At 63.1% G+C, this 15425-nt stretch carries 11 protein-coding genes and 1 pseudogene; 8 read left to right on the top strand and 4 right to left on the bottom strand.

Annotated elements, in window-relative coordinates:
- Window positions 1–9: 9 nt before the first annotated feature.
- From HDE78_RS08085 to tatC, 4 genes and pseudogenes are all read left to right on the top strand, one after another.
- Window positions 10–699, top strand: coding sequence for a lipid-binding SYLF domain-containing protein (locus HDE78_RS08085; RefSeq protein WP_179478061.1), 690 nt, complete (start codon window positions 10–12; stop codon window positions 697–699).
- Between the two features lie 62 nt (window positions 700–761).
- Window positions 762–1028 (top strand): twin-arginine translocase TatA/TatE family subunit, encoded by a 267-nt coding sequence (gene tatA, locus HDE78_RS08080; RefSeq protein WP_179478059.1) that lies wholly within the window; start codon window positions 762–764, stop codon window positions 1026–1028.
- A 40-nt stretch (window positions 1029–1068) separates the two neighbouring features.
- A pseudogene (gene tatB / locus HDE78_RS21045) lies at window positions 1069–1290 on the top strand (Sec-independent protein translocase protein TatB); the annotation flags it as partial.
- A gap of 334 nt (window positions 1291–1624) precedes the next feature.
- Complete coding sequence (gene tatC / locus HDE78_RS08070) at window positions 1625–2398, top strand: twin-arginine translocase subunit TatC (protein ID WP_179478055.1); 774 nt, start codon at window positions 1625–1627, stop codon at window positions 2396–2398.
- Between the two features lie 24 nt (window positions 2399–2422).
- Here the strand turns inward: tatC and HDE78_RS08065 are convergent, their stop codons facing one another.
- Window positions 2423–4597, bottom strand: a complete 2175-nt coding sequence (locus HDE78_RS08065; protein WP_179478053.1) for a primosomal protein N' — start codon at window positions 4595–4597, stop codon at window positions 2423–2425.
- Between the two features lie 434 nt (window positions 4598–5031).
- A complete protein-coding gene (locus tag HDE78_RS08060) occupies window positions 5032–6246 on the bottom strand; it encodes a DUF3667 domain-containing protein (protein ID WP_179478051.1) in 1215 nt (404 codons plus the stop codon).
- Between the two features lie 156 nt (window positions 6247–6402).
- Between HDE78_RS08060 and HDE78_RS08055 the strand changes: the two genes are divergently transcribed.
- Both HDE78_RS08055 and sppA read left to right on the top strand, forming a co-directional pair.
- Complete coding sequence (locus HDE78_RS08055; protein ID WP_179478049.1) at window positions 6403–7806, top strand: MATE family efflux transporter; 1404 nt, start codon at window positions 6403–6405, stop codon at window positions 7804–7806.
- A gap of 43 nt (window positions 7807–7849) precedes the next feature.
- The gene (gene sppA, locus HDE78_RS08050) at window positions 7850–9730 is read left to right on the top strand and encodes a signal peptide peptidase SppA (protein ID WP_179478047.1); all 1881 of its coding nucleotides are present in this window, start codon (window positions 7850–7852) and stop codon (window positions 9728–9730) included.
- Window positions 9731–9770: 40 nt separating this feature from the next.
- Here the strand turns inward: sppA and HDE78_RS08045 are convergent, their stop codons facing one another.
- Window positions 9771–9974: a hypothetical protein gene (locus HDE78_RS08045; protein ID WP_179478045.1), complete on the bottom strand. Its 204-nt coding sequence runs from the start codon at window positions 9972–9974 to the stop codon at window positions 9771–9773.
- Between the two features lie 113 nt (window positions 9975–10087).
- Here HDE78_RS08045 and HDE78_RS08040 point away from each other — a divergent pair, with 113 nt between their 5' ends.
- Window positions 10088–10870, top strand: coding sequence for an SDR family oxidoreductase (locus HDE78_RS08040; RefSeq protein WP_179478043.1), 783 nt, complete (start codon window positions 10088–10090; stop codon window positions 10868–10870).
- 30 nt (window positions 10871–10900) lie between these two features.
- Here the strand turns inward: HDE78_RS08040 and HDE78_RS08035 are convergent, their stop codons facing one another.
- Window positions 10901–11845 carry a DegV family protein gene (locus HDE78_RS08035; protein ID WP_179478041.1) on the bottom strand — a complete coding sequence of 315 codons (945 nt, stop codon included), beginning with the start codon at window positions 11843–11845 and terminating at the stop codon, window positions 10901–10903.
- A 604-nt stretch (window positions 11846–12449) separates the two neighbouring features.
- On the opposite strand from HDE78_RS08035, the gene HDE78_RS08030 reads away from it, so the two are divergent.
- The gene (locus HDE78_RS08030; protein ID WP_179478039.1) at window positions 12450–15383 is read left to right on the top strand and encodes a TonB-dependent receptor; all 2934 of its coding nucleotides are present in this window, start codon (window positions 12450–12452) and stop codon (window positions 15381–15383) included.
- Window positions 15384–15425 lie beyond the last annotated feature (42 nt).

Below are 15425 nucleotides of genomic sequence, written 5' to 3'. Positions count from 1 at the left end.
GAGCCATCCATGTTCAAGACACCACTGCATCGCCTGCTGCTGATCGGCGCGGCCCTGTTGCTGCCTGCCATGGCCGTGCATGCCGAGGATCCGCCGCTGGTGCGCGCCAAGAATGCCGTGCGTGTGCTGAGCGAAATCATGGAAGCGCCGGACAAGTCGATTCCGCAGGATCTGCTGCGCGACGCCAAGGCGATCGCGGTGATCCCCGACGTGCTGAAGGTCGGCTTCGTGTTCGGCGGCCGCCGCGGCGAGGGTCTTATTTCGGTGAAGTCGCCGGACGGTACCTGGTCCAATCCCAGCTTTGTCACCGTTACCGGCGGCAGCATCGGTTTCCAGGCCGGCGTGTCGTCCACCGACCTGGTGCTGGTGTTCCGCACGCAACGCGGCGTGGATTCCATCGTCAACGGCAAGTTTACCGTCGGCGCCGACGCCTCGGCTGCCGCCGGCCCGGTTGGCCGCACGGCGACGGCTTCCACCGACGCGCAGATGAAGGCGGAGATCTACTCCTACTCGCGTTCGCGCGGCCTGTTTGCCGGCGTAGCCATCGATGGCGCGGCACTGCGCATCGATTACGACGCCAACGAGGCGGTATACGGCGCAGGCATCACGCCGCGTCGCATCTTCGAAGGCGGCGTCAGCAACGTGCCCGGGCCGGTCGTGGATTTTCGGGACCGTCTTGAGGAGTACACTTCACGCTAGTTGTCGGGCTCGGGTTGCTGCCTGAGCTCCATGGGTTCATTCGGATCGGTTCAGAGGTCATCATGGGTTTTGACAGTATGTGGCACTGGATCATCTTGCTGGTCGTGGTGCTGCTGGTATTCGGTACCAAGAAGATTCGCAACCTCGGCCCAGACCTCGGCGCCGCCATCCGCGATTTCAAGAAAAGCGTCAGCGGCGATGACGAAGCCAAGCAGAAGGAGGCCGAGGCCAAGCGTCAGGACGCGGAGCACTTGCGCGCCGACCCGCCGGTGGACAGCACTCGCACCGGCACCACGCAGGGTCAGCGCGACTCCAGCGAAACCAAGTAAGCGCGCGGCGGGCGGAGCGGGGCCATGATCGAGAGCGTCGATGATCGAGCTTAGTCTCGGCAAAATGGTGCTGCTCGCACTGATCGCCTTGATCGTGCTGGGCCCGGAAAAACTGCCCGGCGCGGCCCGTACCGCTGGCGCGTTGCTGCGCCGCGTTCGCAGCGGCTGGGACAACGTCAAAGCCGAAGTCGAGCGCGAGCTGGAGATCGAGGAGATCAAGCGCAGCGCGCGTGAAGCTGTGGCCAGTGCTGAGGCCGCACAGCAGCACGTCAAGAACACCTTGAAAGAAACCCACGACCCGTTTGCCGAAGCGGCCGCCATGGTGAAGCTGCAGCCGCCGGCACCGGATGCTGCGCTGCCATCGCAAGACGCAGCACTACAGGAGCCGGTCGCCGGCGGGCATCTGGTAGCTTCGCAGCCGGCCGGCGCCACGTCCGCGAGCCCGTCCCCCGCAAGCGCAGCGCGCGCCGCTGAAACATCAGGCGAGCATGTTAGCGATAGCAGTCAGGCACCGGAGGGTGTGCAGGCCGAGCTGCCGCTGGACGCGCCGCTCACCAGGCCGGAGCGCGATCCCACACATGACAGGGATACGCCGCATGGCCACGCCTGAATCCGACGCCCCCGATGCGGAGGAAGGCCTGCAGGGGCTTTTTTCGCACTTGCTGGAGCTGCGACTTCGCCTGATGTGGGCGGTGGGCACGGTGCTGGTCGTACTTATTGCGCTGGTGCCGTTTGCCAACCGACTCTATGCCGAGCTGGCCAAGCCGCTGGTGGCGCGGCTGCCGCAGGGTGCGCATTTGATTGCGACCGAAGTCACCAGCCCGTTCATCACGCCGCTGAAATTGGCCTTCTATACGGCTCTTTTCATCAGCATGCCGATGGTGCTTTATCAGTTGTGGGCGTTTGTCAGTCCCGGCTTGTACAAGCACGAAAAGCGGCTGGCGCGGCCGCTGCTTGCGGCAGCGCTGGTACTGTTCTACATGGGCGGCGCGTTCGCGTATTTTCTGGTGCTGCCTGCGGCGTTTCGTTTCCTCACGGCGGTGACGCCGCAGGGCGTGGAGATGATGACCGACATCACCCACTACCTCGATTTCGTGATGCTGATGTTCTTCGCCTTCGGCCTGTGTTTCGAGGTGCCGGTGGCCGTGGTGATCATCGCCGCGATCGGCCTGGTCGATCTGGAAAAGCTGCGCAGCGCGCGGCGCTATGCGATCTGCGGCGCGTTCGCGATCGCTGCGCTGATCACGCCGCCGGACATCACTTCGATGCTGATGCTCGGCATTCCGATGTGCCTGCTTTACGAGCTGGGGATTCTGGCGGTGCGCTGGTTGGTCAAGCCCGGATCGCTGCGGCGCGATCTGACGGAATAATCGTGTTGCCGATCGTTCGACCGATCAGTAAAGATCGATCGGATCGACGTCCAGCGACCAGCGCACGTGCCGCGCCTGCGGCATCGCGATAAGTGCCAGCCGCCACGGCCGCAGCAGGCCATGCAGCACGCTTCGGCTGGCCGCCTCGAGCAGCAGCTGGCCGCGATGACGGCCGGCGCGCAGCGGCATCGGCGCGGGCATCGGCCCGGCGATCTGCAGTTCGGCACTTTCCGGCAGCGCCGCATGCGCAGCGGCAAGAAACGCATCGACCGGCTCGCGCGTGGGCGCATCGGCGCGCAGCAGCACCTGATGGCTGTACGGTGGCAGCTGAATTTGCCGGCGTTCGGCCAGCAGTTCGCGCGCGGCCGCGGCGTACCCGTGAGCGAGCAGCCCACGCAGCAGAGGATGCTCGGGCTGATGGGTTTGCAGCAGTACGCGGCCGGGTTTGCGTGCGCGCCCGGCACGCCCGGCCACCTGCACCACCAGCTGCGCCATGCGTTCGCCGGCGCGGAAATCGACGCTGTGCAAACCCTCGTCCACGCCGACGATCGCCACCAGGGTGAGGTTGGGCAGATCGTGCCCCTTGGCCAGCATCTGCGTGCCGACCAGGATCGCCGGCTGATCGTTCTGCAGCGTGGCCAGCAGCTGCTCGAACGCGTCGCGCCGGCGCGTGGTTTCGCGATCGACGCGCAGCACCGGCACCTGCGGAAAGTGTGCGATCAGCGCCTCTTCGAGGCGCTCGGTGCCCTGTCCCTGCGGCTTCAGGTCGGCCGATGCGCAGACCGGGCAGGCGACAGGCACGCGCTGGCGAAAATCGCAGTGATGGCAGAGCAGCTGACGGCGGCCGGCGTGCAGGGTCAGCGGTCGGTCGCAGCGTGGGCAGTCGGGGTGCCAGCCACAGCTGCGGCACAGCAGCACGGGGGCGTAGCCGCGGCGGTTGCGAAACACCAGCGCCTGCTCGCCACGCGCCACGGTTTCCGCTACCGCCGCCAGTAGGGCCGGCGACATGCCGTGCTCCAGCCGCTGTGCGCGCATGTCGATGATCTGCACCTGCGGCGGGCGGATCGCACCGGGCCGCGCGCGCAGATGAAGCGTCCGGTAGCGGCCCGCTTCCGCATTTGCCAGCGACTCCAGTGACGGCGTACCCGAGCCCAGCAGCACCGGCACGTTCAGCGCGCGTGCGCGCACCACGGCCAGATCGCGCGCGTGGTAGCGGAAGCCTTCCTGCTGCTTGTAGGCGCTGTCGTGCTCCTCGTCGACGATGATGATGCCGGCCTCCGGCAGCGGCGTGAACATCGCCGAGCGCGTGCCCAGAATCACCCGCGCGCTGCCGGCGCGTGCGCGCAGCCAGGCGCGTGCGCGATCGCCTTCGGACAGGTTCGAGTGCAGCACTTCCACGATGACGCCCAGCCGCTCGCGCAGGCGACGCACGGTCTGCGGTGCCAGGCCGATTTCCGGTACCAGCAGCAGCGCCTGCTTGCCCTGCGCCAGCACCTGTTCGATCAAGGCCAGATAGACCTCGGTCTTGCCGCTGCCGGTGACGCCATCAAGCAGGAACGGCTGATATTCGCCCAGATGTGCGCTGACGGCGGCAACCGCCTGCTGTTGCTCGTCGTTCAACTGCGGCGGCAGCGAAGCGGGCAGGGCGTGATTCAGCGGCGGCCGTTCGCTGCGCTCGATCAGGCCTGCAGCAGCCAGCCGCCGGCTGGCATCGCGCCAGCCTGGCAGGCGCTCGGTCAGTTCCTGCGCGCTGAGGGCGCGTTCGGCCAGCAAGGCCAGCAGCTGCTTGCTGCCGCCGCGCCGGCTGCCGGCATCGTGCGCGCTCTGACCGGCGGCGCTGAGCGACCAGTATTCATCGCCGATGGCCGGCAGCGGCCGCGGTTCGCGCAGGGCGAGCGGCAGCGCGTTGGTATACGCCTCACCCGGAGCGCCCAACCAGTAGTCGGCGGCCCAGGCCAGGGTCTGCATCAGTTCGGCATCGAGCAGCGGCGCGTCGTCCAGCAACCGGATGGCCGGCTTCAGTCGGCTGCTGCCGACTGCGGCCTGCGCATCGATCTCCACCACCACGCCAACCAGCTTGCCTCGACCGAACGGCACCCAGACACGGCTGCCCGCCTGCGCCGACCCTTCCGCAGGCGGCAAGTAGTCGAACAGGGTCGGCAGGGGCACCGGCAGGGCAACGCGTAGAACGGCAGGCATGCTTTCCTCGTGATCGGGCAGTGTAGCCGGGGATGTGCCGCTGACCATCCGCCGAGCCTTGCGCCCGCGGGTAAAAAGCGGCGAGTGGAGCTTGCGCGCACTAGCTCCTTAAATATCGAGAAACGAAGGCTAAGTGACTCACCCTGGTAAGGTTTTACGCTTATCCACAAGACCTGTGGATAAGTCTGTGGATGTAAAGGGGAGCGGAGGCCTCAAGGCCCGCCGTGACGCCCTTCGGGACGGCTTGACCAAGTTTTCATCACGAAAAATAAATCTTTGAAATCAATAATTTGAAATTTTGCGTCACCTGGCATTCACACAATTGACCCAAGCCATTCACACCGCTTGACAGGCAGATGACGCTGTGCAAAACCGACGAAGAAGGGCTTCTTGAGAGCGCATTCCTAGATCGTCCATACCCACCGCAGCCGGCGTCAGTAGGCAACGCTGAGCACGCCGGCAATCGCGAGTGCGAACGTCAGCAGCACGCAATAGCACCAGCCGATAAACAGGTATTTGAGGATCGTCATCGGCCAGCCTTGCCGATAAACACGCTTCTGCATGATCAGCAGATAGATCGGCGCCCAAATCCACAACGCCAGATTGATCCAGCCAAGCGGCGTGGCCAACCACGGAGCGGCCGGTTTGACCCAGGCGGCGAGCATGCCGACCAGGGCGCCCAGCATCAGGCTGAGAAAAAGAAAGGCATGGCTGTGCAGCGCCACGATCAGGTGCTCGATGTAAAGGCGGTGCTTGAACAGGTAGACCAGCTTCAGCAGCAGCGCGAAGACGGGCATCAGCACAAACATGGTCGGCGGAAGAACGCCGAAGAAGCCGGTGATCATGCGCTGGACGGATTCCTCGCGCGCGGCCGCGTCGCCATGCCTGAAGTTGTGCAAATTCGCTTGCATGTGCTGGCCAAGCAGGTTGAGGCGCGCGTTGGCCGCATCGGGCAGCCAGTCGATGTGCATGGTCGCCATGCGGGTCATGCCCTCATCGTCATCTTTGCCGCGCCCATGGGCGCGCTTGCCGACCGTCGTATCGGTATCGCTCGCGGTGGATGACGTCGATGTCGGGGGCGACGCCTGCGAGGCGGCTGGCGCGGGCGCTGCCCCCAGGGCGAGCAATCGTTGATTCGCCGCGTCGCGCATTTTCTGCGCAGCCATGTCCATATCCGGCTTGGCTACGTTTGGCAGCGAGGCGCGCGCACGATCCAGTTCGGCCAGTTGCTGCTTCAGCTGTTCGCGTACTTCGGCTTGCGTGTGAGCATCTTCAAACGCGTTGCCGTTGGTCACCACCGGAAGGTTCCCGCGAATCATTTTTTTGCTCAGTGAATCGAGCTGCAGGTGGATCATGAAAAACGCCAGCAGGCTGAGGACGAACATCAGGCGGAACGGCGCGATGTAGCGCACGCGACGGCCACTGAAATATTCCAGGGTGAGAAAGCCGGGTTTCAGCAGCAGCGGCGGTATGGTGTGCACCGCGCGGCCATCGACGTGAAACACGATGTCCATCGTGTCTTCGAGCATGCCGTGGATCGGCTTGAGCACGCTGTGGATCGACTGACCACATTCGTGGCAGAACTCGCCGTGCATGGCCGCGCCGCAATTGGCGCAATGCTGCCCTTCGTAGCTGGTGAGCTTGTTCATGGAATCCCCGTCCGGTCGTCTCCGGCTCAACCACCGATCTTTGCACAGGCTGCGCCGTGTGGCAGCAAGCGTGGCTCAGCAGCGATGCAAAGAGGGGGCGCGCCGCTCGGTCGGGCTGCTCGGTTAGAATGCGCCGCTCATGAATACGCCACGTCGATGAAAGCTTTTCGCCCCGAACGCGTGCGTCTGATGCACGAGCTGCGCGCCACGGTGCGTCTTGCGCTGCCGCTGGTATTCGCCCAGCTGGCGGCGATCGGCAGCAACGTCATCGACGCGCTGTTGGCCGGACATTTCAGCGCGCACGTGCTCGGCGCGGTAGCGGTCGGCGCAAGCATCTGGTCGCTGGCCATCGTCAGCGGCATCGGCATGATGATGGCGGTGCCGCCGTGGGTGGCGCAGCTCGACGGCGCCGGTCGGCGGCTTGAAGTCGGTGCGGTGTTCCGTCAGGCGCTGTGGCTGGCGCTCGGCATGGGCGTGCTGCTGTGGTTTGCGGTACGTCACGCCATGCCGTTGATCGAGCTGATGGGCGTCACGCCGAGCCTGCGCCACGACGTGCAGGCGTTTCTGCTGGCGATCAGTTGGGGTGCACCGGCGCTGACCTGTTATTTCGCCCTGCGCGGTTTGTCCGAAGGCTTGTCATTGACTCGGCCGTCGATGTATTTCAGCCTCGGCGGTCTGGCGCTGCTGGTGCCGCTGGGCTATGTGCTGATGTTCGGCAAGTTCGGTTTGCCGCCGCAGGGCGCGCACGGTTGCGGCATGGCCACGGCCGCCGTTCTGTGGATCGAGATGATGGGACTGGGCCTTTACGTGCTGAAGCATCCCAACTACCGCGGCCTGGGTCTGCTCGATCATTTCGAATGGCCGCATCTACGCCGCATTGCGGCGCTGGCGCATGTCGGTCTGCCGATGGCCGTGACCTTGCTGGCCGAAGCGGGATTGTTCGTCGCCACGGCGCTGATCATCAGCTCGCTGGGCGAGGATGTGATCGCCAGCCATCAGGTGGCGATCAATATCGCCTCGCTGTTTTTCATGATCCCGCTGGGGCTGGCGATGGCGATCACGGTGCGGGTCGGTAACGCGGTGGGACGGGGCGACGCGCGCGGCGTGCGCTACGCGGGCTTTTGCGGCATCGGTTTGACCCTGGGCACGCAGCTGGTCTCGGCGGCGCTGATGCTGGGCCTGCCGCACTTCATCGCCTCGTTATATACGCACGATCCCAAAGTGATCGCGCTGGCGGTGCAGCTGATCATGCTGGCCGGGCTGTTCCAGTTTTCCGACGGCATCCAGGTCGCGTCGAACGGCGCGCTGCGCGGGCTGAAGGACACCCGCGTGCCGATGGCGATTACCTTGTTCGCCTACTGGATGATCGGCATGCCGCTGGGCTGGTGGCTGACATTTCAGCGCGGCATGGGCGCACGTGGCATGTGGATGGGTCTGATCGCCGGGCTGTCGGTGGCAGCGGTTTTGTTGTTTATGCGATTCTGGCGCAGCGCCTGGCGCAAGCGTTGGCACCGTGCCGCAGTGACCGAGTCGGCCTTACCCGCTACGCTTGAAGTCTAGTGCCACTCCGTATCCACCCCATGACCTCACACGAGCAGCACGCATGACGCCACCACTGCCGCCGCCACGCCGCCCGCGCGGCTTCTGGGCTTTCATCCGCTCGCTGGGGCGGGGCATCAACGTCGTGCGGCTGGTGATCATCAACCTGCTGTTTTTCACGCTGCTGTTCGTCGTGTTTCTGGCGATCGTCGGCGGCCTAGCCGGCGGACGCATGGCGCGCACGCTGCAGAACGACAGTGTGCTGGTGCTCAAACCGCAAGGCCAACTGGTCGAGCAGTACAGCATCGACCCGTTGCAGCGCACGCTCGACGGCCTGTCGGGCAACGAACCGAAGCAGGTGCAGCTGCGCGATATCGTCGGCGCGATCGACGCCGCGGCCAAGGACAAGCGCATCACCCGCATCGTGCTGCTGCCGGATGATTTGCAGGGCGGCGGTTTTGCCGCGCTGCGCGAGGTCGGTGCCGCGCTGGACCGGTTTCGCGCCACCGGCAAGCCGGTGATCGTCTGGGCGGTGAATCTGGATCAGGGCCAGTATTACCTGGCCGCGCATGCCGACCGCGTGCTGATCGACCCCCAGGGTGGCGTCATGCTCACCGGCCTGGCCGACTACCGTCTTTTCTACAAGAATCTGCTGGACAAGCTCGGCGTCGACGTACACCTGTTCCGCGTAGGCCAGTTCAAGAGTGCGGCCGAGCCGTACATCCTCGAGCAGGCATCGCCGGAAGCGAAACAAGCCGACAGTTACTGGCTGGGCGGCCTGTGGGATCAGTATCTTGCCGAAGTCGCCACCCTGCGCAAGATCGATCCGGCGACGTTGCGCGACGACATCGACAACCTGCCGCAAACCATCGCCAGCACGCAGGGCGATCTGGCCCAGCTGGCCTTGAACGAACATCTGGTCGATGGCCTGGCCACGCGCGCCGACCTTATCGCGATGCTGCGCAAGGAAGGCGTGCCGGCCGACGACAAGGGGCATAGCTTCCGCCAGGTGGATCAAACCCGTTATCTGGCCAGTCAGACGTCTTCGCCAGGCGGGTTCGAACCTGGTGTGGCGATCGTCGTGGCTGAAGGCGAGATCGCCGGCGGCAAGCAGTCGCCGGGTTCGATCGGTGGGGAATCCACCGCGGCGCTGATTCGTCAGGCGCGTGAGGATCGCAAGACCAAGGCGTTGGTGCTGCGGGTCAATTCACCCGGTGGCGAGGTGTTCGCGGCCGAACAGATTCGCCGCGAGGTGCAGATGACGCGCGATGCTGGTATCCCGGTGGTCGTGTCGATGGGCGACGTAGCGGCCAGCGGCGGCTACTGGATTTCGATGAACGCCAACAAGATTTTCGCCGAGCCGAACACGATAACCGGCTCGATCGGCATCTTCGGTCTGTACTACTCCATTCCCAACACACTGGCCAAGTTCGGTGTGCAGAGCGACGGCGTGGCGACCGGACCGATGGCCGGAGCGTTCGACATCACCCGGGCGTTGGACCCGAAAGTCGGTGCGGTGATCCAGGCGATCATCAACAAGGGTTATCACGACTTTGTCGGTAACGTGGCGACGGCACGCGGCAAGAGCTATGACGCGATCAACGCGATTGCGCAGGGCCGCGTATGGACCGGGCAGCAGGCGCTCGATCGCGGTCTGGTCGATCAGCTCGGTGGCCTGGGCAACGCGGTGGCCGATGCCGCAAGCCTGGCGAAGCTGGGCAGCGACTATCCGGTGCGCTACGTCGAGCCGCCCGCGGGCGGGTTCCAGCGTTTTCTGCTCGGTCTCAATCAGAGCGCCAGCGTCCGCATCCTGCAGTCGTGGGGGTTGCGGTTGCCGAACTGGGTAGCCCAGATGCCGGCACTGGCACCGGAGCTGCAGCTGCTGCGCACGGCCAAGGCGGGTACGCCCAATATCTATGTGGACTGCCTCTGCAGCCCGCACTAAGAAGGTGTGTCCGCCGCGCGTTCTATAGACGCGCTTACGGCTACTGCTGCTGCGCCTCGATCTGCTTGCGCTGTTCCTCGGCCTGCCTGTCGACGATTTTCTGCACGTCCTTCGCCCGTTGCTCTTCGGCGCGCATCGCATCGAAGGGCGTCGCTATCGGCGGGGCTTTTGCCACCGGCTCGGGCGGTTTGCTGGAGCAGGCGGCCAGGACAAGCGCGCCGAGCAGAATCGGTAGCGGCTTCATGAGGTTTCTCTGGCGGGTTCGATGGATCCAGTGTCCTGCCATGGACTTGCCTCGGCAAGGTTTGTCTTGCCGACGACGATGCGCGCGAGCGGCATAGGCTTTAAGCTGAGCGCATGAACAGCCGCATCGACGCTTGGCAACTGCAGGGCCATACCGCTTTGATCACCGGTGCCAGCAAGGGCATTGGTTACGCTGCCGCGCGCGAGTTGGCTGGGTTGGGTGCCAACCTGCTGCTGGTGGCGCGCGATCCGAATTATCTCGAACAGGTGATGGTCGAGCTGACCGACGATTTCCCCGAGGTCGAGGTGTTGGCTTTCGGCGCGGACCTGACCCAGGCCGAAGAGCGCCTTGCCGTGTTCGACTGGATTGCCGACCTTGGCGCGCCGCTGTCGCTGCTGGTCAACAACGCCGGCGGCAATCAGCCGCTGGCCACGCTGGACTATCGCAGCGACGAATACCGTCAGATTTTCGAGCAGAACGTGTTCGCCGCGTTCGAGATGTGCCGTCTGGCGCACCCGCAGCTCGTGCAGCATCCGAACGCGGCGATCGTCAATGTCGGCTCGGTGTCCGGCGTCACGCATGTGCGCACTGGCTCGGCCTACGGGATGAGCAAAGCCGCGTTGCACCAGCTCACCCGCAACCTTGCCGCCGAGTGGGCGGTGGACGGCATCCGCGTCAATGCGGTCGCGCCCTGGTATATCCGCACCCAGCGCTCGGAGCCGGCGCTGGCCGACGCAGATTATCTGGACGAGGTGTTGGAACGCACGCCGCTGAACCGGATCGGCGAGCCGGAGGAGGTCGCCGCGGCGATCGCTTTTCTGTGCCTGCCCGCGGCCAGTTACATCACGGGGCAGGTGCTGGCGGTCGATGGTGGTTTCTTGAACTACGGGTTCTGAGAGCTTCTGGCGGCGCTTTGAGTGCCCTTTCTAAAAATCCGCTTCGTGTTCTTCCGCAGCGAAACCCAGAGTGACCGCACCTTCGCCAACATTGACCATACCGGTGATGCCCATCGGCGCCTCCATCAGCTCCACGCCGGATTCTTGGCAGGCCGCCTGCAAACCTGCATAGCCCGGCAGCGTAGCCAGCACCCCGAGATCGCCGCCGTAGCTCACGCATACAAAAGGAACCAGCAGGCCGTTCCGCACGCGCTGCGCGGCATAACCGAACAGCGCCTCCGCGCCGTGCTCGAAGCCGCGTACCTTGCCCACCGGCCCGGTTTCACCGCGATAGCCGCGCAATAACGGCTTGATGTCCAATGCCGAACCCAGTACCGCGCTGAAAAGGCTGACGCTGCGATCGTTCTTTTTCTTGGCCCGCGCGCGGAGGTAATAGAGATCTCGCGGCAGCATGTAGCCATAGCTGTTATTGGCGATGTACGTAAGACGCTCGCGAATCGCCGCAGGCGTCTCGTGGGCCTCGATCATGCGCGCTGCTTCGTAGGCCGCAGGCGCCGACCCCGCAAAAATATTCCGCGTGTCCACTACCCGCATCATGAAAGGCCCCGGTACCCCGGCGGCTTCGCGTACTTTGCGATAGTTCTTGAGGACGGCAAAGCTCGCCCGGTTCACGCGTTCGTTGATCGCGCTGCGCGTTGCCATGATGGTGAGGCAGAACATGCAGTCGTGATCGAGCACGAGCTTTTCCAGGAACAGGCTCTCCACCTCTTCGACTGAGCAGGGCTCGGTTTCCGCCGAGTGGCTGCGGCTGCCCAGGCGGCGGTCGATAAAGCGCTGCATCTCAGCCGGCTCGCGGTCGTCCATGAAAACGTCACCGTCCACCCGCACTGTAATTGGCATCACGACGATCTTGTGCCGCTGCAAAAACGCCTGCGACAGATCGCAACCTGCGTCGATAGCCAGACCCATCCGCATCTCGCGTCCCCTCATGAAAGGCAGGCGAAACATAGCATGCAATGTAATCAATGGCGCAGACTAGGAGGGGGGCGCTGCCAAGTCTCAACTAGCTGGAGTTGCGGCCTTAAGGGAGGGCTAGCCGCGGTGCACGGGTACGTTGCTTCTGAAAATAAAGTCCGGGATTGAGCTATGTCGGCGAATCAGCCCAAGCTAATGACTACCTGTGAAGGATCAAATCAGCCTTAGTTTTCATCGTTGCGTGATGGGCCACGTCACCAGCGCGGTACTGCAGAAAGAGACCATAAGAGACTGTTTAACAAGGCTGTTCATGTACAAAATTTGTTGACAACGCGTAAAATACGCGTGATAAATAGGATCTGGGGTGAAGTCTCGTTAACCGCGGTTACACGGCGTCAAAATTTTGATTTTGCGGCTACGCCTGAGTTTGTGAGTCTCTAGCATGTGCAAAGTGTTCACGAAACGTTACTTCCCTGTTAGTATCGGGACGAAATTAGGGTTTAGTGGGTTTGGAAGCATTGGCTTAGGGGAACTTTAGGCCGGCTGGCATTTTTTGGGCAGACCATTTCTGACCCATGGTGATAATTAATCGGAGGGTGTCGTAATGAAACTTGGGGTCACAAAACTTTCTTCGTCAGTTCGCCTGGCGCTCTCGCTGGGTGCCGTGCTTGCTGTAGGCGCCACCAGCAACGCTGTATTTGCCCAGGACACGGGTAGCCAGCCCGCCTCGACGACACAGTCGCCGAGCGACAAAAAAACGTCCGACCTGCAAACCGTTGTCGTTACCGGTTCGCTGATCCGCCGCGTCGATCTGGAAACGGCCAGCCCCGTCGTAACAATCGATCGCGCGCAAATCCAGGCAACAGGCAAGGCCACCTTGGGTGACTTAATCCAACAGCTGCCGACGATGACGGGCGGCAACGTGAATCCGCAGACCAATAACGGTGGCGGTACGGGCGCCTCGTCGATCAACCTCCGCGGCCTCGGTTCGCAGCGCACGCTGATCCTAGTCAACGGCCAGCGTCTGCTGAGCGGCGATCCGAACGCGATTCCCGCCGACGCGATCGAGCGCATCGACGTGCTGACTGTCGGCGCGTCGTCGGTCTACGGCTCCGATGCCATCGGCGGTGCGGTCAACTTCATCCTGCGCAAGGACTACCAGGGCGCTACCTTCACAACCAATGTCGGCGAGTCGGACCACGACGACGGCGACACGTCCGGCTACACGTTCACCTTCGGCCAAACGGGCGACAAAGGCAGCATCATGGCCGGCGTCAACTACCAGAAGACCGACGGCATCGAAGCAGGCGCACGCAACTTCTCGAAGAATGCGTTGAGCCTGATTTCCACGGGCCACGTCATCGTGGGCGGCTCGTCGTCCACGCCGGTCGGCCATATCCAGATTCCCGGCGACAACGGCGATGGCACTTTTGCTCCCGGAAGTCTGGCGGCACAGTTTGGATGCGGCACCATCTCGCTCAATTCGGGTGGCAACGCGACCGTGCCGACCGCGGCCAACTATCACTGCTATGGCAACGCCGACAAATACAACTACGCCACGGTCAACCTGATTGAAACCCCCCAGGAGCGCACGGGCGCATTCCTGAACGGGGATTACAATCTTACCGATCACGTATCGGCCTACATGGACGCGACCTACCAGAAGACCTCGTCCAATTTCCAGCTGGCTCCGGGTGTGTACGGCACGGACACGTCGGGCGCAACGCTTGACGCGCACAACGCCTTCAATGTGTTTGCTCCAGGTACGGCATACAATGCGAGCACCGGCTATGGCTTCCGCACGCGTACCACTGGCCTCGGCAATCGCTACGCGTTCTCCGGTCGCGAAGACGCTCAGATCAACACAGGCCTGAAGGGCGACTTCAACATTGCCGACAATAACTGGCAGTGGAACGTGGGCGTGAACTACGGCCATGAGAGCGTCACCACCACCACCGAAGGTCTGATCAACGCGAACGACCTGTACACGGGGCCCTCGGTGCTGAATGCCGATGGCACTGCGACTTGCCCGACCGGCATCAGCGCCGTGGCTTGCCAGTTCAACCCCTTTGCCATCAATTCTCCTGGCAGCCTCGCCGCCGAGAAAGCCGCTTCGGCGGTGGCCACCAGCAACGCTTACAGTCAGGAAAAGGTCTGGCACGCCGATGTGAACGGCGAATTGTTCAGCCTGCCTGCGGGCGCCGTGCAGCTGGCCGTTGGCGCTCAGTACCGTACCGATCATGAAACGGTTAATCCGGATACCGAGTTGCTGCTCAACCCGAACACCGGCACCTGCGCCTTGGGCAGCCAGTGCGTGGCGGGTCTGTCGGGTGGCTACAACGTGAAGGAAGTCTATTCGGAAGCCTTTATCCCGGTGCTGGCTGATTTGCCCTTCGTCAAGTCGTTGAATGTGGATATCGGTGACCGTTATTCGCGCTTCAGCTCGTTTGGTAGCACCAACAACTTCAAGTTCCAGGTCGAGTGGAAGCCGTTCGACGACCTGCTGCTGCGCGGCACGATGGCCGACGTGTTCCGTGCGCCAACGATTGGAGAGCTTTACTCTTCCGGTTCGGATGCGCCCTATCTGACCAGTGACCCGTGTAACGGCTACACCGGCCAAGCTAACTTGGCAGCGGCATGCCAGTATGTGCCGACGAATGGCACGTTCGTGAACAAGTCGGTTACGTCGGCCACGCAGATCAGCACGATTACCGAGGGTGCCGCGGTTGCCGGTTTCCCGATCAAGCCGGAAACGGGTAAATCGTTCGATCTGGGCCTGGTGTACAGCCCTTCCTGGGCGGAAGGACTGTCCACAACGGTCGACTTCTGGCATATCTACCTGGACAACACCATTTCGTCGATCGGTGCGCAGGCTGTCCTGAATCTTTGCGCCGGTGGTCAGACGGTGTATTGCCAGTACATCAAGCGTATTGCCTCGGGCCCGAACGCGGGTCAGATCGGCTTGGGCTTTATTGAACCGACGGGCAATCTGGGTAGTCTGGCCACTGGTGGCATAGATTGGTCGGCTCGTTACAAGTTGCCGCAGTATTCCTTCGGCAAGTTCACCGTCGGTGTGGATGCTACGTACCTGAATTACTTCAACCAGCAGGCCGGCGGCACCACTTATAAGGATGCCGGCCAGCTGCTTGCCTACGGTTCGAGTGCGCAGGCCGCCTGCCCGACAAATGCCGGCATCTGCCTGTTTCCCCGCTGGCGCGCTTCGGGCTTCGTCCAGTGGCAGCTGGGCAACTGGGAAGCCGAGTGGCGCCCACGTTACATCGGCACCTATTCGCTGCAGGACAGCTACGGCGGCGTGCAGGGACCGCTGTTCCACGAAGGATCTACGCTCTATCATGACTTCTCGTTCGGTTATAATCTCGAGGTCATCAATAGCCGCATCGATTTTGGCGTCAACAACGCGTTCGATAAGCAGCCGCCGATCTTGTACGCCAACAATACGCTGAACGCCAATACCGATCCGAGCGACTTTGACCTGATCGGGCGCTATTACTGGGCTCGCTTCACCGTCAAATTCTAAAAAATCGTTCGTGTAAAACTTAACCTTATAGGCCGCGTGACT

The organism is Rhodanobacter sp. K2T2, assembly GCF_013408815.1.
In the GTDB taxonomy this organism is placed as follows: domain Bacteria; phylum Pseudomonadota; class Gammaproteobacteria; order Xanthomonadales; family Rhodanobacteraceae; genus Rhodanobacter.
This window is presented reverse-complemented; position numbering and strand designations above follow the sequence as displayed.

Excerpts from the sequence above, each read along its gene's own strand:
- HDE78_RS08085 (WP_179478061.1), top strand. The coding sequence starts at position 10 with ATGTTCAAGACACCACTGCATCGCCTGCTGCTGATCGGCGCGGCCCTG.
- tatA (WP_179478059.1), top strand. The coding sequence starts at position 762 with ATGGGTTTTGACAGTATGTGGCACTGGATCATCTTGCTGGTCGTGGTG.
- tatC (WP_179478055.1), top strand. The coding sequence starts at position 1,625 with ATGGCCACGCCTGAATCCGACGCCCCCGATGCGGAGGAAGGCCTGCAG.
- HDE78_RS08065 (WP_179478053.1), bottom strand. The coding sequence starts at position 4,597 with ATGCCTGCCGTTCTACGCGTTGCCCTGCCGGTGCCCCTGCCGACCCTG.
- HDE78_RS08060 (WP_179478051.1), bottom strand. The coding sequence starts at position 6,246 with ATGAACAAGCTCACCAGCTACGAAGGGCAGCATTGCGCCAATTGCGGC.
- HDE78_RS08055 (WP_179478049.1), top strand. The coding sequence starts at position 6,403 with ATGAAAGCTTTTCGCCCCGAACGCGTGCGTCTGATGCACGAGCTGCGC.
- sppA (WP_179478047.1), top strand. The coding sequence starts at position 7,850 with ATGACGCCACCACTGCCGCCGCCACGCCGCCCGCGCGGCTTCTGGGCT.
- HDE78_RS08045 (WP_179478045.1), bottom strand. The coding sequence starts at position 9,974 with ATGAAGCCGCTACCGATTCTGCTCGGCGCGCTTGTCCTGGCCGCCTGC.
- HDE78_RS08040 (WP_179478043.1), top strand. The coding sequence starts at position 10,088 with ATGAACAGCCGCATCGACGCTTGGCAACTGCAGGGCCATACCGCTTTG.
- HDE78_RS08035 (WP_179478041.1), bottom strand. The coding sequence starts at position 11,845 with ATGCGGATGGGTCTGGCTATCGACGCAGGTTGCGATCTGTCGCAGGCG.
- HDE78_RS08030 (WP_179478039.1), top strand. The coding sequence starts at position 12,450 with ATGAAACTTGGGGTCACAAAACTTTCTTCGTCAGTTCGCCTGGCGCTC.